The organism is Pseudoduganella sp. UC29_106 (genome assembly GCF_044055365.1).
In the GTDB taxonomy this organism is placed as follows: domain Bacteria; phylum Pseudomonadota; class Gammaproteobacteria; order Burkholderiales; family Burkholderiaceae_D; genus Rugamonas.
On sequence record NZ_CP171977.1, the window covers coordinates 3,434,824 to 3,450,390 of the forward strand.

Annotated in this window: 16 protein-coding genes and 1 pseudogene; 10 read left to right on the forward strand and 7 right to left on the reverse strand. The window is 63.5% G+C overall.

Annotated elements, in window-relative coordinates:
* Positions 1 to 2: 2 nt before the first annotated feature.
* Positions 3 to 668: a hypothetical protein gene (locus tag ACHMW6_RS17495; RefSeq protein WP_395408337.1), complete on the forward strand. Its 666-nt coding sequence runs from the start codon at positions 3 to 5 to the stop codon at positions 666 to 668.
* 4 nt (positions 669 to 672) lie between these two features.
* Here ACHMW6_RS17495 and ACHMW6_RS17500 read toward each other — a convergent pair whose 3' ends face one another.
* From ACHMW6_RS17500 to ACHMW6_RS17525, 6 genes and pseudogenes are all read right to left on the reverse strand, one after another.
* Positions 673 to 3,756: a beta-galactosidase gene (locus ACHMW6_RS17500; RefSeq protein ID WP_395408338.1), complete on the reverse strand. Its 3,084-nt coding sequence runs from the start codon at positions 3,754 to 3,756 to the stop codon at positions 673 to 675.
* Complete coding sequence (locus ACHMW6_RS17505; protein ID WP_395408339.1) at positions 3,639 to 4,496, reverse strand: family 43 glycosylhydrolase; 858 nt, start codon at positions 4,494 to 4,496, stop codon at positions 3,639 to 3,641. The genes ACHMW6_RS17500 and ACHMW6_RS17505 overlap by 118 nt, the downstream gene beginning before the upstream one ends.
* A gap of 430 nt (positions 4,497 to 4,926) precedes the next feature.
* On the reverse strand, positions 4,927 to 5,358 hold the full coding sequence (locus tag ACHMW6_RS17510; RefSeq protein ID WP_395408340.1) for a YciI family protein: 432 nt from the start codon (positions 5,356 to 5,358) through the stop codon (positions 4,927 to 4,929).
* 29 nt (positions 5,359 to 5,387) lie between these two features.
* Positions 5,388 to 5,660: pseudogene (locus ACHMW6_RS17515) on the reverse strand (twin-arginine translocation signal domain-containing protein); the annotation flags it as partial.
* A 13-nt stretch (positions 5,661 to 5,673) separates the two neighbouring features.
* Positions 5,674 to 6,264: a TetR/AcrR family transcriptional regulator gene (locus ACHMW6_RS17520; protein WP_395408341.1), complete on the reverse strand. Its 591-nt coding sequence runs from the start codon at positions 6,262 to 6,264 to the stop codon at positions 5,674 to 5,676.
* 21 nt (positions 6,265 to 6,285) lie between these two features.
* On the reverse strand, positions 6,286 to 7,305 hold the full coding sequence (locus tag ACHMW6_RS17525; protein ID WP_395408342.1) for a zinc-dependent alcohol dehydrogenase family protein: 1,020 nt from the start codon (positions 7,303 to 7,305) through the stop codon (positions 6,286 to 6,288).
* Between the two features lie 127 nt (positions 7,306 to 7,432).
* On the opposite strand from ACHMW6_RS17525, the gene ACHMW6_RS17530 reads away from it, so the two are divergent.
* On the forward strand, positions 7,433 to 7,993 hold the full coding sequence (locus tag ACHMW6_RS17530; protein WP_395408343.1) for a DUF4337 domain-containing protein: 561 nt from the start codon (positions 7,433 to 7,435) through the stop codon (positions 7,991 to 7,993).
* Between the two features lie 98 nt (positions 7,994 to 8,091).
* Complete coding sequence (locus tag ACHMW6_RS17535) at positions 8,092 to 8,373, forward strand: hypothetical protein (protein WP_395408344.1); 282 nt, start codon at positions 8,092 to 8,094, stop codon at positions 8,371 to 8,373.
* 11 nt (positions 8,374 to 8,384) lie between these two features.
* Here the strand turns inward: ACHMW6_RS17535 and ACHMW6_RS17540 are convergent, their stop codons facing one another.
* On the reverse strand, positions 8,385 to 8,756 hold the full coding sequence (locus ACHMW6_RS17540) for a hypothetical protein (protein ID WP_395408345.1): 372 nt from the start codon (positions 8,754 to 8,756) through the stop codon (positions 8,385 to 8,387).
* 172 nt (positions 8,757 to 8,928) lie between these two features.
* Between ACHMW6_RS17540 and ACHMW6_RS17545 the strand changes: the two genes are divergently transcribed.
* The 7 genes from ACHMW6_RS17545 (at position 8,929) to ACHMW6_RS17575 (ending at position 15,567) form a co-directional block, all read left to right on the forward strand.
* A complete protein-coding gene (locus ACHMW6_RS17545) occupies positions 8,929 to 9,294 on the forward strand; it encodes a YtcA family lipoprotein (protein WP_395408346.1) in 366 nt (121 codons plus the stop codon).
* 9 nt (positions 9,295 to 9,303) lie between these two features.
* A complete protein-coding gene (gene mdtN, locus ACHMW6_RS17550; protein ID WP_395408347.1) occupies positions 9,304 to 10,332 on the forward strand; it encodes a multidrug transporter subunit MdtN in 1,029 nt (342 codons plus the stop codon).
* A gap of 3 nt (positions 10,333 to 10,335) precedes the next feature.
* A complete protein-coding gene (locus tag ACHMW6_RS17555; RefSeq protein ID WP_395408348.1) occupies positions 10,336 to 10,764 on the forward strand; it encodes a hypothetical protein in 429 nt (142 codons plus the stop codon).
* A complete protein-coding gene (locus ACHMW6_RS17560) occupies positions 10,715 to 12,112 on the forward strand; it encodes an FUSC family protein (RefSeq protein ID WP_395408349.1) in 1,398 nt (465 codons plus the stop codon). Before ACHMW6_RS17555 ends, ACHMW6_RS17560 begins: the two co-directional genes overlap by 50 nt.
* Positions 12,109 to 13,497 (forward strand): efflux transporter outer membrane subunit, encoded by a 1,389-nt coding sequence (locus ACHMW6_RS17565; protein WP_395408350.1) that lies wholly within the window; start codon positions 12,109 to 12,111, stop codon positions 13,495 to 13,497. Before ACHMW6_RS17560 ends, ACHMW6_RS17565 begins: the two co-directional genes overlap by 4 nt.
* 95 nt (positions 13,498 to 13,592) lie before the next feature.
* Entirely contained in the window at positions 13,593 to 14,873 is a 1,281-nt protein-coding gene (locus tag ACHMW6_RS17570; protein WP_395408351.1) for a thiamine pyrophosphate-binding protein, read from the forward strand.
* Entirely contained in the window at positions 14,761 to 15,567 is an 807-nt protein-coding gene (locus ACHMW6_RS17575; protein WP_395408352.1) for a thiamine pyrophosphate-dependent enzyme, read from the forward strand. Before ACHMW6_RS17570 ends, ACHMW6_RS17575 begins: the two co-directional genes overlap by 113 nt.

Sequence of the window (15,567 nt, forward strand, 5' to 3'; positions counted from 1 at the left end):
GCATGAAGATTCTGCAGTCCCTGTTGTTGTACGCCGGCCTGGCTTGCGCTGCGGCGCATGCCGCGCCGGCGGCGCCTGATCTAGACCTCGGCATCAGCTACTACACCAAGGTCGTGACGGATGAAGGCGTCACGCGCGAGACGCGCTACGAGGAACGCTGGCAGCGACGAGCCGGCCATGTGTGGGTGGAACGCGTGTTGCCGGAGCGTGCGTCGCATCATGAAGATGGGCACAAGCACTTCAATCCTGTAAAGCTGGCCCGTCATGTGATGATGGAAAACGGGAAGCTGAAACTGGAGTATGTTGACCTGCACGGCCGCGAGCGCGTCGCAATTCCTCCGGCGGAATACGAGAACGTGGCCTTCGACGGGTCCTGGGACCGCAGCTTCTACCTGGTTTCGCCGAAGGTGGTCGCCCAGATTCCGCTGTCCACCCGTTCGTCCACTGTGCCGGGCGCCCGCTGGCGCGAACGCGAGCGGAACGGCCGTTTCGAGCGCGTTCTGTGGGATGACTCGCGCCAGGTGGCGCTGGTGATCGAAACCGGCGATCGCAGCGGCCAGGAATACCAGCGCATCGAAGCGCAGCCCGTCTCCAAGGCCAGCCCGGCGTCGCCGTGGACCAGGCTGGTCGGCTTCAGCCAGAAAGAGTACGCCGACTTCCTCGACTAGGCGCTCAGTCGCTGGAGGACATCACCTCCAGCGGCACGCCGCCGCGCGCGGTGCGCAGATTGACCAGCTTTACCGGCTCCAGCGCATTCTCCGCCTTCCCGTCCGTCGTTACCGCGAGCGCGATGGTGTTCTGGCCGTTCGGATTGAGGATGCCCGGCGGGATGACGAAGGTGCGCTGCGGGCCGATATTGGCGATGAACTGGCCCATATTCCAGCCGTTGACGAAAATCAGGGCGCGGTTGTCGCGGCCCGAGCGCGGCCTGGAAGTGTCGCCAAAGGCCAGGCCAAGCTGCACGTCGTGACCCTTGGGCAGGTCAAGGGCAAAGCTGGTGCGCAGCCAGTAGGTGCCCGCGGCCGGAGGTGCGGCGGTTGGCCTAGCGGGCAGCCAGCCGTCCTGCTTGCCGGGCAGGTGCCAGCCCTGACGCTCGCCATACAGTCCGCCGTTGTTCAACGGGCCGCGCACCGTGTCGGCAATCGCTTCCCCACCCTTGTTGCCCTGGATGCGCCATTCGATGGGGACAGCGAAACGCTGTCCGCCGCGCGAGGTGAGTGAAGCCGAGATCAGGCCGCGCGCTTCGCGGTGGTAATCGTCGGCCATCAGGTTCCAGTTGTGCGAGTTGTTGCGCACCATGACCGAAATGATGTGCTCACCGGCCACCAGCTTGCCAAGCGAGTACTTCACGCTGTCGGTCGTTTCAGGGAAGGAGCGGCCGGTATCCATCTCGTCCTGGCCCACGAATTTCCCGTCGATCCAGACCTGGATCATGCCTGCCCCGCCGCCACCGTAAAACAGCTCGAGCTGGTTGGTCTTCGGGTCGGTCACGCGCACACGGCCCCGATACCAGACATCGCCGTGATGGAAACCGTAGTCACTCATGCTCAGCGTGGGCTGGCCGCGCTCAGGCATGGTCCAGGTTTGCGCGGCCGACGCACGGTGGTCGGCCTTGATCCACTGGCTGTCATCAAAGCCGGGGCGTGCTTCCGGGCTGTCCATGCGCCGCATCCACGGCAGCGCCTCCAGCTTGGGCAGGACTAGCGCCACCGGTCCCTTGATGGGGCTCGTCCTGATGCTGCCGTCCGCCTGCACGGCCAGCGCCAGCGCCTCGCCGTTGAATGTGACGGCCGATGCAGCCGTTCCCCAGATTTCCAGCGCCGAGTCCTGGCTGGTGTCGCCAGTGAGCGCCAGCGTGCCGCCATCGAAGCGCGCGGAACGGACCAGGGCCGGTGTCATTTGCAGCACCGGGCCTTGCGCCGTGTCCTGGCGCCACATATTGAAGCTGGCTTTCTCGTCCGCCAGCAGGAGAAGCATGGGCGCGCGGCCGCCGCCGCTGATGCGCACGCGCGCCAGGCCGTCATGCACGTACGAGAGTTTCAGGTCGCCTTTGGCCGCATCGAACGCCGAGGCGACCTTTCCGGACAGGACCTCCACCTGCGGCGCGGAAGCATAGCGCAGCACGGTCTCGCCTTCTTCCTTGTCGCGGCCATGCAGCAGCACGATATCGCGCTCGCCGTTGCGGAAGTGCGTCTGGATTTCGGAGGTCGAGTAGACCAGGTGCTGGCGTTCCATGCCGTAGGACGCCAGCAGCAACTTGCCATCCTGGCCGTTTACGCGCAGCGGGATCCGGTAGCTGCCGTCTGCGGTGTCCAGGTCGACGCTGCCCCGATCGTCGCTGAGCGCATTCGATGGATTGTGCACCGTGAAAAGGATATGCGCTCCCGCCTTCGGATTGATGTTGTGATAGGCCTTCAGCTTAGCGTTGCTGACCTTCAGTTCGGGCCCCTTGTCCATTTCAGCCAGCGCCTGCTCCGCCGCCTGCACGAACATCCCCTGCTGCTTCAGGGCGTACGCCTTCTCGCGCAGCCCGCGATCCTCGGAGATGGCGGCGCCATAGTCGTAGGAGGTGTACACCACCGGACCGGCCAGCCAGCCCCACGAAGTGCCGCCGAATGTCATGTAGATGTTGTGGATCGTCAGGCGGTTGATCAGGTTGGTGCCATAGACCACGCGCTGATAGCCTTTGCCCTGGCGCTGCGCCGTGCAATTGTAGGTACCGTTCGAGCCCCAGTAATCGAACCAGCCACCACCCAGTTCCGCTGCAAAGCCGGGCGTTTTCGGGGAAGTCAGCGAACCGGGCTTCGGCCCGGGCTTGGCGTACATGCCCCAGTCTGGCGCTATATTGGGGCCGGACGGGTCGGCGAAGACATTGCAGCTGCCGCCCGGATAGCCGTCGAAGGCATACATATCGGTCGGCCCGGAATTGGCCCAGGGCGCAGTGGAATCCTTCGGCGCCCAGTCCGGCAGACGGCCGGCCGCGTTGTGGAAGAACGGTACGCTGATGCCGTCCGCACGCGCCTTGTGCGCCAGGTGCTGCATATGGCGCACGTGCTTGGGCTCGACCTTGCCCAGTTCATTTTCCAGCTGGTAGGCGATGACATTGCCGCCGCCCGTGGTGGCCTGGTGGCGGGCGATGATGGCGTTAATCTGCGTCATCCACTCGTCGGTGGCGGCCGTATAGGCGGGATCGTCGGTGCGGGCTTCGGCGCGGTTGCGGAACATCCAGCCCGGATAGCCGCCGCCCGTCAACTCGGCGTTCACATAGGGGCCGGTACGCGCGATGATATACATACCCTCTTCTTCGGCAATCTGCAGTGCGCGCTCGATATTGCGTACGCCGCTGAAGTCATACTGGCCCGGCGCGGCGGAGTGGTAGCCCCAGTCGAAGTAGAAAGCGACAGCGTTGAAACCCGTGGCCTTCATCTTTTGCAGAACGTCGCGCCACAGCGAGGGATTCGGCAGGCGGAATGGGTGGACTTCGCCCGACCAGACAACGATACGCTTGCCGTCCACACTCAGCGAGTGCTCGTCCCAGCTGATTTTCTTCGGCTGGCCCCGGGGCCTGGTCGATTCCGCATAAGTCTTGGGCTCTTCTGCCAGCACGCTGAAATCGCGGACGACGCCGGATACTCCGCCTAGCTCCCTCTTGGGCGCCCAGCTGGCGAAGTTGTCCTGGCTGTCGGAGTACCAGGCGTGACGGCCGCCCTCCTCCTCGAAATACATCCGCCAGCCGCCGCCCGGCAGCCGCACCACGGCCTGTCCCGCGCGGCCCTGTCCCAGCCGGCCCAGTCACCCTTCTTTTCGACCGTCCACGGCCCGGTGAGCGCCTGGGCGCTGGCCAGCTCAATGTAGCCGGTCTGCTGGTTCCTGACGAAGGCGGCATAGCCCTTATCCGATGCGACGATGAAGCTGTCCACATAGCCCTGCAAGCCCGCCAGCGGCTTCGGCTCAGACCATTGGCTGAAGCCGGCGTTCGGCTCCAGGATGTAGGCGCCGGTAGCGCCATTGGACGAAAGCGACACCACCAGTTTGAGAATGCCATCCTTGTCGCGCAGCCATTCCGGCGCCCGCGCCTTGGCGAATCCGGATGCCGCGACCTTGATTTCACCCATCGCCTGCCAGCTTTTCAGGTCGCGTGAGCGCGCCGTGCCGAAGGCTGCGCCGTTTTCGCTGCTGGCGTAGACCAGGTAGTAGTACCCGTCGCTGTGGCGAATAATGGAGGGGTCGCGCAGCATGCGCTCGGGCGCCGTGTAGGTTTCAGAGGCCAGCGTGGTGAACGTCGCGCCGTCGGTGGAAGCAAACAGGCTTAACTTGCCAGGCGAAGCCGCCGTAAAGCCAGGCATCAGGTAAACCGGCTGGTCCTGGGCCCCGACGGCTGTGCCCCGAGCCGCTTGCCGGGCCGCGTCCGACGCCTGGGGGATGCCCAGCTCCTGCGCCATCACCCCGCCGGCATGCAGCGCGGCGGCCACGCAAAGGATTGAGAGTCGCGGCAAAAATGGACGGCGGTGAGCTTTGCTGGTCGGGGCCAATGGGATTCCCTTATCTGTAGACGTTGGCGATAGCCTGTCACTCTGCCATTGATTTGATCGGCAGGCGACCAGGAGTACCAAAAAAATCAAAAAACTGATCGTCCGCAATGTCCCGACTGAGTCGAAAATGAAAAAAGGAATCCTGGGAGATACTTTGCGTGCTGGTTGACTGGTCGACGATGAATTTCCTGCCGCACGAGGCTGTCGGCCCGCGTCCTCGCCAACGACAAGTTCCGAGCCAGTATTGCGCCGACGCTACGGCGCGGTGTAACAGAACCAGCCCGACGACGCCAACCTGACACGGTCGAACATGCACAGGGTCGCTTCCCGCCGCGTGGGCTGCACGGCAGCGCGGCTGAGCTGGCGCCGCGCCAAGCAGCAATACCGGCGGGTGTCAGAGCAAGGCAGGGTTCGATCCGAACATGCGCCACTCGAGGAGCGTGTGCGCCACGACCACGCCCTCCGCCAGGTATGGGTCCTTCAGCAGCAACGTCGCCGCTTCGTGTTTCGACTGCGCACGGTAGATGAACATCGCGCCGGAGCCATCTGAAAAGGGACCTGCCATCAGCAACTGCCCGCTGGCCTTCAGGCCCTGTGCACACTCGTGGTGTACAGATCCGGCGCGTTCACGGCGTGACCGGTCAGAAGTGAACTTCACATGACTGACATAGGTGCGCATAGCACCGGTACCGGCGCTGGCAGGAGCGCGGCGCTCGGGTGCGACGAGCGAGGCGGCGAGCAGCTCGGCGTTGCTGTCGACATCCGTCCATTCGTCCAGGCGATAGCTTTCGATTGCGCCTTGCAGGACAAAGGGGTCGCGCTGCACGAAATTCTCGGCTTCCTGTTCGAGGCCGCCGAATAAATGAGCAGGACCCCGCTGGGCCGGCCATCGTCGCCGAGGATCGGGCCGCCCGTCACAAGGTGACCGTTCTCGCGCAGCGCGTCGGCATAGACCTGGTGCTCGGCGCGCGATGCGTTCACCTTGTTTCGGTCCTCCACATACGTCGCCAAGTTGACAAACATAAGGCGCCCGGCTGCTCTCGCCGAGGCCATTCCGCCCAGCGCCAGGCTGGCGGCGCCGGCAGCGGCCGTTGCCAGAAAGCTGCGGCGTGACTGAATATGAGACATCGTTGTTTCCTTTTTATGGCGCCTTTGCCGCCTTCACCAGCAAGGCGTGCACCGCTTTCAATATTTCATCCGACAAGTCCGGATCGCTCTTGGCGACAGCGCGTGCCGCCGCCATCGCACCGATTTCCGCCGCGACGATGGCCAAGGACATGCGGCGCCGCTCAGCGCCGGAAATGCCTTCGTCCAGCACCGCCTCGAAGGCGCCGGCCTTTTCCTGGAAACCTTTGGCGAAGCGCGCGCTGATTTCCTCCCCGTGCCGTCCGATTTCGCTTGCGGACGCAGTCATCGGGCAGCTCGCGCCCGGGTCGTCGCGATTCAGCGACGAAAGCAGATAGTTGAGATACCCGGCCACAGTGCGCTTGCGCCGCGCCCCATCGCCACGAAAGGCTTCTCGGCTCAACGCCAGCCCGGTCGAAAACGCTTCAGTGGCAAGTGCCTCCTTCGAACGGAAATGCGCGTACAGTGCGCCATGCGTCAATCCGGCCTCGCGGGCGATCTCCGCGACGCCTACTCCATCGATGCCACGTTCGCGAAACAGCTTGCTGGCCGTGGCCAGCAGCGTTTCCCGGTTTTCATCGAACTGTTCTCTTCTTACAAATACCACGGTCTCCTCCTGAAACGACGTTCAGCGCTCCGAGAACGCCAGCAGCGGCTTGGCATCGTGACCGGCGCTCTCTGCCGCTGAGAAAGCGTCGAATGCCTGATCGAGTGCGTAGCGGCGTGATGCGGGCAGCTTCAGGCTGCCTTCGGCCATACGCTCCATCAGATGACGCAACGCCTGGCTGGCTTCAGTCACGCCTTTGCGGGCGAGCCACGAGAACACCAGCCAGCCGCGCACTTCGACGCTGGAATAAACCAGCGCAGGCGCGAAAATCGGCATCTCGAAAGCGGCAGGATCAGTCTGTCGGTGCGACGACAAGGCCCCGTAGACGAGCATGCGTCCATTCAGGGCCAGTTGCCGGGCAAGCGTGGCGCCGGTGCGACCAGCAACGCAGTCGATCGCGCTGACGATGCCGCCCGCGCCGGTAGCTTCCTTCAACTGTTCCGGCCAGTCTTCGTCCGCCGTGCAGATCACCACGTCGCCGCCCAGTTCCTGGATCTCGGCGACCTGCTCCTTGCGGCGCACAAGGTTGATGGTGCGGAAGCCCTGCATTTTCGCGATCTGCAGCACAAGGCGGCCAACCGTTGAACCAGCCGCACTCTGTACCAGCCAGTCGCCCCGCTGCAGCTGGTGCTCGGAAACTGTCATCGCCCATGCGGTCATTGGATTGATCAGGGCCTGGGCAGCGTCCTCATCTGAGATCCCCTCCGGTACGGGAATGGCACGCTCTGAAGGACTGATCACTTTCTCCCGCCAGGTGCCCGCCACATCCAGCAACACGACGCGCTCGCCGACCCGCGCAGGCGAAACGTCGCTGCCCACGGCATCAATGATGCCAACACCCTCAGATCCCGGCGACGCCGGCAGCTGCGGCTGACGCTGTCGGGCAAACCTTCCGCGGATGATGTGCAGGTCCGACGGGTGCACGGGCGCCAGCAGCATCTTCACGCGCACTTCCGTTGGCCCGGGCATGGGTTCGGGCAGTTCACGCCACTGGACCACCTGGGACGGTTCGCCGTTGCGTTCAATAATCAGGGCCTTCATATGCTTACTCCTTACGCTTAATTGCGATCACAATCAAGCTTAGACGCCAAACTTATCACTGTCAAGTATGGATTGCGGGAATCAGGAGCGCTACAATTCGCCGCTGAGTCAACTCATTGCACTGATCATGGACGAGAAAGACGATAACAATCCGCTCAATATGCGCGTGGCCGTGGTCGTGGCCTTGCTTGCCACCTTCATGGGCATCTGCAAGGTCAAGGACGACAACATTAACCAGGCCATGCAACAGACCCAGGCCAACAAGGTGGACCACTGGTCGTTCTACCAGGCCCGCAATATCCGCGAAGAGGTTGCCAATGCGACCATCATCCAGCTGAAACTGGCAAAGGCCGGGCGGCCGGCGAGCGAACAATCGGCCTACGATGACGCTATCGCCAGCTACGGCAAGCTGGCGGCGGACCAGAAGCGCAAGAAGGACGAGCTCAGGCTCCAGGCGGAGCAGGACGACAAGACCTATGACGCCCTGAATTTCAAGGACGACCAGTTCGACTTGTCCGATGCCATGCTCGCCATCGCGATTGCACTTCTGGCAATTACCACATTGACCAGGCAACACTGGCTGTTCTGGGTGTCCCTGGTGCCCACGGCATTTGGCGTCTTCATGGGCTTGAGCGGCCTGTGCGGCTGGCCTTTTCATCCGAGCACGCTGGTGGCACTGCTGTCGTAGCTTGAACGCGACCGGACCAGCGGCGAACAATAATTGGTGAGACTTTGCGTCCCCGAAAAATGATATGGTTCATTTTTCCAACCAGGCCACGACACCGTATGCATGCACCCGCTTTCCAACTGATGATGGTATCCATCGCTCTGCTGTGCGTGCCGTGCGTGGTCGTGGCGCGCTGCCTCATCCGCAAAGGCGATGCGATGGCGTGGCGCAGGCTGCTGTTCATCGTGCCCGGACAGTTAGCGGCAGGCGCCGCATTGTTGGCCGGTATCGATGCGATGGAATTGGACGATCCCGAGGACCTGGTGATAACCGCTTCCTCCCTGCTGGGAGTAGCCGGCGCCCTGGTCTGCCTGATGTGCCACCAGATCGCGCGGATTTGACCAGGCCAGCCTCACGCGATTTTGAACAGGACCACGGCATCCTGGTCGTCGTCAAATGCGGCGCACAATCGATGGAATCCATCGGCGATCACCACCCCGTCGCCGTCGCTATGCACGCCGCACACCAAAAGGATGGGCGAGAACCGCCTTCCCTTCTTGATGGCTTTGTTCTGGCTGGTCCAGTCAAACGCCTTCACCTCGGCCATCGGAGTGTGCGCTGCGCGCAGAATGTCACGTGCCGGCATTTTTTTCACTTTGGCCCGGCGCAGCTTCCCGACCAGGCGTGTCGCAACAGCCTGGTTGAATACGAGGCTGAGATAGGCTAGCGCGGCCGGGTAATCCTTTTTCTGTGGCTTTTTGCGCCATTTCACGGATTTACTCATCTGCTCCCCCTTGCTAGACCGATGTTAGCGTAACGCGCCAGAGCGCGTCGCGCAGTCGGAAGAGTTCGCCGCGAGCTAAACCAAGGTATAGTTCCCGCCGAAAGGAATGCGGACTAACCTCTGTTTCATCCTTGCCACCTCGCGCTAGGAATTCAGGGAAAGAGGTTCGATCATGCACGCAATCCATAGGCTGGCGCGTGGTGGCCTGGCGCGCGTTCGCCAGGCCGCGTTTGGCGCCCGAACTATATCCGGGCGGCTCGCCGCGCTTCGCATCGTCCTTGTGCGTTTGCGCCTGATACTACCGCTCGCGTTGCTGAGCGGCTGCCAGCTCAGTCCATCGCTGCCGGTGCTGGGAGCCTTCTTCCCCGACTGGCTATTCTGCATGCTGTTTGCACTGTTCGTAGCCGTGCTAACCGACGCTGCGCTGGCGGCCGCAGGCTGGCGCCGCCAGTTCGAACATTGGACGCTGGTGGCCGGCTACGGAGCCCTTGCCGTAGCGGCGGCGCTGCTGTCCTGGCTCGCACTGTTCAGGAACTAGGAGCGCCCGATGCAAGCGAAGAAATCCATCCATCCGCGCCTCGTCGCGCTACTGCTTGTGCTGCTGGCCGCAGGACTGGCCGTCTACGTGATCTGGCGCCTGGACACGGCGCCGCGCACAGACAACGCCTATATCTATGCCGACACCATCAGCATCACGCCGGAAGTCAGTGGCCGCATCATCGAATTGAACGTAAAGAACGACCAGCTGGTGCATCAGGGCGATGTGCTGTTCCAGATCGACCCGCGCCCCTTCCAGGCTACTTTGGCCAAAGCCGAGGGCAGCCTGCGCGCGTTGAACGAGCAGATCGAACTGGCGCAACGCTCGGTCAATGCGCAGAAATATGCTGCCGATGCGGCGCGCAGCAATGTCGAACGGGCGCGCGCCGCCGCCGAACAGGCCGCGGACACACTGGACCGCATGGCGCCCCTGCAGGCGCCGGGCTACGTATCCGCCGAACAGCTTGACCAGGCGCGCACGGCGCGCCGCAGCGCGGTGGCCCAGTTGCAGGCGGCAGTGCAACAGTCGCAACAAGCCACCGCGGCCATCAGCGGCGTGGAAGCCCTGGTGGCGCAGCGCGCGGTGATCACCGCCGAAATCGCGCTGGCCAGGCTGAACCTGGAATACAGCACGGTGCGTGCACCATTCGACGGCCGCGTGCTGGGCCTGACCACCACTGCCGGCCAGTTTGCCGCAGCCGGCCGCCCCGTCTTCACGCTGGGGGATACGCGCCATTGGTACGTGGTCGCCAATTTCCGCGAAACGGAACTGGCGAACATCACGCCGGGGCGCCGCGTGCAGCTCTACCTGCTGACGGCCCCCTCCCGCAGGTTCAGCGGCGTGGTCGAATCCGTCGGCCATGGCGTCTTCCCTGACGATGGCGGCAGCCAGGATGCCGGACTGCCCCACGTGGCGCGCACCATCAACTGGGTCCGCGTCGCCCAGCGCTTCCCTGTGCGCGTGCTGGTCGAGCAGGCGGACAGCAGCCTGTTCCGCATCGGCGCATCGGCCGTTGCCATTGTCAACGACACGCACTAAGCCATGCTGTCGCTCGCACACTGGTCCCTGCCGCTGGGCGCCATCCGCAAGGAGCTGGCGCCCCTACCCGGCCGCTACGTGACGCTATGGCGCTACCTGATCGCTTGCGCGATCGTGATCGTTGCGTCCCTGGCCCTGCAGGTTCCGTTTCTTGCGCTGTCCCTGGTCTCCATCTTTTCGACGACGCAGCAGAATACTTATCTCACACGCTTGTCCGGCCTGGTGTGCACAATCGGGCTTACGCTGGCCGTCGCCTGCACGCTTTTGCTGCTGCGCCTGACCTTTGACGTGGCTTTTGCTGCGTATACTGGCAGCCATGTTCATCCTGCTGTGCGCAATGTACTTCCTGCGCAAAAGCAAGCTGGGGGTGATTGGATTCCTGGTGGGTATTGTGGTCGTCTATATCCAGAGCGAGGTGGATGTCATCCCTAATCCCGAAGCGCTGACGCGGGCGGTGCTATGGGTATGGATCGCAATTGCCTATCCGATTGCAGTCAACCTGCTGGTCGGCCAGCTGCTGCCTGCCAGCGCGGACGCACATTTGGCCACCGAGTTGCGCGCGCAACTCGACTGCGTCGCGGACAGTCTTCAGGGAGCCGCACCGCACGCACCGGAGAATGCCGCTATCGAGGACTCGTTTCTGCGCATGCGCCGGCACCTGGGTTTTGCGCTGGCCGAACATCCAGCGCATGCCAAGCGCAATTTGCAATGCAAGGCGCGCGTGCGGGTAGTCGAACGGCTGCTGGTGGCTTCGCGCGCGCTGCCATCCGCCGACGCGTCCTCACGCGACGCTGCATCCCAGCTGCACGTGTCGTCCTTGCTGGCAGCCATCAGCAACTTGCAGGCCCGGCTCGCGACCTCCGATGACGGGGCATTCACAATGCCCATTCCGGCGGTGGATCTTTCGAACGCGCCCACGCCGCTGGCCGCCATGCATCGCGCGTTCGCGCAGCTGGAACAGGACGAGGCCGCACGCCCCGTAACAACGGCGCCAGCCGCCGCAGCGACGCCGTCGCCTGTTCCCGGCGCGCACCCAGGACTCGATCCGGCCGCCCTCCGCTTTGCGCTCAAGGTGGTCCTCGCCACCCAGCTTGGCTACCTGTTCTACACGGCCGTCAATTGGCCAGGCATCCACACCTGCATGCTCACATGCATCATCCTCGCCCTGCCCAGCCTTGGCGCGGTCAGGCACAAGGGCACGATGCGCCTGATCGGCGCTGCACTCGGCAGCCTGGCGGCGCTCTGCGCAACAGTCTTCATCATCCCCCACCTGGACAGCATCACCGGCCTGCTCCTGCTAAGCCTCTTGGTAATCGCCTGCGGCGCCTGGATTGCCGCCGGCTCTCCGCGCACTGACTATGTCGGCTTCCAGATGGTGTTCTGCTTCGCCCTCGCGCTGTTCGGCACCTTCGGGCCCGGCACCGACCTGACGGAAATCCGCGACCGTGCAATCGGCATTGTGCTGGGCGTGCTGATTTCCTTGCTGGTGTATGCCGGAATATGGCCAGAGCATGAGGCGGACAAAGCGTCACAGGCCGAAGCGGAACTGTCGAAGGCACTGGAGCGGTTGGCGGAAACGGCGCCGGCTGGCATGGCCGCCTACGAACAGGCGCGTGCCGATGCCTGGTCGCTCCTGGAACGCCTGCGCCAACTGCAGGGGCGCCTGGCCTTTGAGCCCGGCGCCGATCGTCCGCTGGACAAGGCGCTGGATGACGCGCGCCGGAGATTGCTGGACTACGATTGGCAGGCAAGCACCGGCGCGGAGTGGACGAAGCCATGAAACACAGCTATACCCTCGTCATCGCACTGGCCCTGGCCGGTTGTGCCCAAATGAAGGAAGCACCGGATCGGCAGGCTCTCATCGCGCCAGAGCGCATCGGCCTGGCCGGCGACATTCCCGTCAACGGAGAAGGCTGGCCCGCGCCGCAGTGGTGGCAGCGGTATCGCGATCCGCAGCTCAACGCCCTGGTTGACCAGGCCCTGCGTGATGCACCCAGCCTGGCCGTTGCCGAAGCGCGTCTTCATCTTGGCGACAGCGGCGCCCAACTGGCGGATGCCAACCGGGGCCCGGCCGTTGCCTTGGCCGCAGACGCGGAGCGCCTGCAGTTATCCGAAAATGGCTTCAGTTCCCTGTTCACCCGTCTCGACCCGACAACGGGCGGGCCACATGGCCGCTGGTACACCGAAGGCACGATCGGTCTGCTGGGCAGCTACACACTCGATGTCTGGGGCCGCAAGCGCGCGCAGTTTACCGCCGCCGTGGGCCAGCGGAATGCGCTCAGGGCTGAGCGCGACCAGGCGGCCCTGCTACTCGTTGGCGCAGTGACGCAGACCTATTGCCGCATCCAGACCGATTACGCCACGCTAGTCCTGCTGCAGCGCGCCCGGCGCCTGATGCAGGATCTGCAGCAAGCGCACCAGGAACGATATGCGCGCGGCATCGCGCCGCGCCAGCCCGTCGAAACCGCGCGCGCGCAACTGCTGACGATCGAGCAGCAGATCAGCGCTGTCGAAGATCGCTTGCTGCAATCACGGGAAGCACTGCGCGCTCAAGTCGGCGCAGGTCCCTCGCCGCTGGCGCTCGAAGCACGCGCGCTGCCCACAACCCTGGGCATGCTACCCCCTGCACTCGACTACCGCCTGCTGGCGCGGCGTCCCGACCTGCAAGCGTGGCGCTGGTCGGTTCAAGCTTCGCTGAGCGAAATCGAGACTGCACGTGCCGCCTTCTATCCCAGCTTCGACATCAGGGCCTTCATCGGATTCAATGCCATCCACCTGGGTGATTTGTTCAGCAAATCCGGCACCCAGATGAGCCTCGTGCCCGGCCTGACATTGCCGATATTCGACAGCGGCCGTCTCAATGCCGAACTGGCGATATCCAAGTCGCAGAACGAGATCCGTATCGCCCAATACAACCAGGCGGTGCTGACTGCCGTTGCCGAAGTGGCGCAAACTGCGCTGGCCCTGGAAGGCTTGCAGCGCCAGCGCAAGCTGCAGGACGCAAAAGTGGAATCCGTCCGCTTCACTTCCGCCAGTGCGCACGCCCAACTGGAACGCGGCCTGGGCGACCGCTTGCACGACATCGATCCGAACTACTCCTGCTGCGCGAGCAGGAGCAGTCGATTGCCCTGCATAGCCGCCAGTTGCTGGCAGAAGTTGGCCTGACCATGGCCCTCGGCGGCGGCTATCAGGAATGAGGGACCTCGCTCGCAGGCCGAGCCGGGATACGGGCAACAACGATGACCAACCAGGATGAAACCATGAGCGACACCGATTCGAAAAAATCCATTATTGAAGCCAGCACGTCTGCCGAAGCCAGAAATCCGCCTTCGCGGCGCAACTTTCTGAAGGCATCCGGCCTGCTGGCCGCCGGCGCCGCTTCGACGAGTGTCGTGCCGCAGGCATTCGCCGCAAGCAGGGAAGCGCCAGGCCAGCCTCTGTCCCTGCCTGGTGCATTCAGTGCTGCTGCCAAAACCCCGCCTGAGACGCCCGAGCTGCCCATGAATGGCGCCACCCTTTTCGCCAAGGCCTGCCAGGCGGAAGGCTTGGCCGCGCTATTCTGCTGTCCCGGCAATTACACGGTGACACATGCGCTGGCCGCCATCGGCATTCCAACTTATACCGGCCGTGACGAACGTTCGATGTCCCACGCTGCCGACGCATTTACGCGCGTGACTGGCGAGGTTTCCGCCACTTCCGGCACGGAAGGTCCGGGCTTCACCAATCTTATTTCCGGGCTGGCCAATGCCAAGGCTGCACGCACCCCGGTTCTGTTCATGTCTTCCAATAAGAGCGTGCGCGAAGAAGATACCGAAGCCGCCATTCAGCTGATGGAGCAGCAGTCTGTCACCGCGCATATGGTCAAGTGGCAAAAGAGATTGGTGAATGCGCGCCGCAACCACGAATACGCCGCCTACGCTTTCCGCCAATTGAAGACTGGGGTGCCCAGCCCGGTGCACCTCGATTTTGCCGCCGAAGCGGCTGACGGCAAACTGGCCAAACCGGGCGATATCACCTACAACTTCGACAAAAGCCTGTACCGTACCGACGCCAAGCCCAATCCATCGCCGGCACACGTGCAGAAAGCGCTCGCCCTGTTGCAACAGGCCAGGCGCCCCATGATCGTCTCCAGCACGGGCGTGTTCTACTCCAGGGCCTGGGACGCCCTGCGCCAGTTCGCCGAAAAGACGCAGATTCCGGTGGTGGAATCCGGCGCTATGCGCGGCCAGTTCCCGGACGACCACCCGCTGTCCGCCACCTGCGCCCCGGATGCGCTGGCCAGCGCCGATGTGGTCATGCTGGTTGGGCAGTACTGCATGCCCAACATCGGGGAATACGCTTTCGGCCCGGATGCACGGTATATCCGTATCGACCCCGCCGCAGAGGACATCGGCCGCAACCTGCCGATCGAAGTGGGCATAGTCAGCGATGAAAAGGCCGCGCTGGAAATGCTGGTGCGCGAAGCGCCGGCAATGTCGCCACGATGCCTGGCTGGCCGAAATCGCCAGTGCCCGCAAGAAGTTCGAGGCCGAAAACGATGAAATCTACAAGCAGGTGCAGGGTTATAAGGATGCGGTGCACCCGGCCGTCATCGCCAAGGAACTGGCGGACTTCCTGTATCACGGCAGCCTGCCCAAGGAGCAAACCCTCGTCGGCTCCGGCGGCTTCGGCGTGGCGCGCTATACACGGCGCTGGCTGCGGGCCTTCCGCCCGGCGCAGATCATGAACGGGCAGTACCAGTTCGGCACCGTTGGCGCGGACGTAGGTTATGCGATGGGCGCCGGCGTAGCGGTCAAAGAGGGAGTCGGCGCCCAATCGAAGTACAAGGGGCATCCGACCATCACGATCATGGGCGACGCCTCCTTCGGCTATTCCGGCATGGAAGTGGAAACGCTGGCCAAGTTCCGCATCCCGGCCATCATCATCGTCTATAACAACAATGCCTGGGGAACGTGGTATTTGCAGGACGACGAGCCGAAGGCGTTGCCGATGCACCTGTTCCAGGAAAACGTCCGCTACGACAGGATGGCCGAGGCGCTGGGCGGCCACGGCATGTACATCACCAGGCCCGAAGACTTCACGCCCGCGCTGAAGAAAGCCTACAAACTGGCATCCGAAACCAGCCTGCCCGTGGTGCTGAACGTGCAGGGCAAGAAGGAGTACTGGCAGCGCGAGAAATATCCGCCGGGTTTCCTCGGGAAAGTAGAACCTGGCGTGACCTCCTACTACCACTGA

What these genes read in the sequence shown, in the direction of transcription:
- ACHMW6_RS17495 (WP_395408337.1), top strand. Translation starts at nt 3, where the DNA reads ATGAAGATTCTGCAGTCCCTGTTGTTGTACGCCGGCCTGGCTTGCGCT.
- ACHMW6_RS17525 (WP_395408342.1), bottom strand. Translation starts at nt 7,305, where the DNA reads ATGAAGGCCCTGATTATTGAACGCAACGGCGAACCGTCCCAGGTGGTC.
- ACHMW6_RS17530 (WP_395408343.1), top strand. Translation starts at nt 7,433, where the DNA reads ATGGACGAGAAAGACGATAACAATCCGCTCAATATGCGCGTGGCCGTG.
- ACHMW6_RS17535 (WP_395408344.1), top strand. Translation starts at nt 8,092, where the DNA reads ATGCATGCACCCGCTTTCCAACTGATGATGGTATCCATCGCTCTGCTG.
- ACHMW6_RS17540 (WP_395408345.1), bottom strand. Translation starts at nt 8,756, where the DNA reads ATGAGTAAATCCGTGAAATGGCGCAAAAAGCCACAGAAAAAGGATTAC.
- ACHMW6_RS17545 (WP_395408346.1), top strand. Translation starts at nt 8,929, where the DNA reads ATGCACGCAATCCATAGGCTGGCGCGTGGTGGCCTGGCGCGCGTTCGC.
- mdtN (WP_395408347.1), top strand. Translation starts at nt 9,304, where the DNA reads ATGCAAGCGAAGAAATCCATCCATCCGCGCCTCGTCGCGCTACTGCTT.
- ACHMW6_RS17555 (WP_395408348.1), top strand. Translation starts at nt 10,336, where the DNA reads ATGCTGTCGCTCGCACACTGGTCCCTGCCGCTGGGCGCCATCCGCAAG.
- ACHMW6_RS17565 (WP_395408350.1), top strand. Translation starts at nt 12,109, where the DNA reads ATGAAACACAGCTATACCCTCGTCATCGCACTGGCCCTGGCCGGTTGT.
- ACHMW6_RS17570 (WP_395408351.1), top strand. Translation starts at nt 13,593, where the DNA reads ATGAGCGACACCGATTCGAAAAAATCCATTATTGAAGCCAGCACGTCT.
- ACHMW6_RS17575 (WP_395408352.1), top strand. Translation starts at nt 14,761, where the DNA reads ATGAAAAGGCCGCGCTGGAAATGCTGGTGCGCGAAGCGCCGGCAATGT.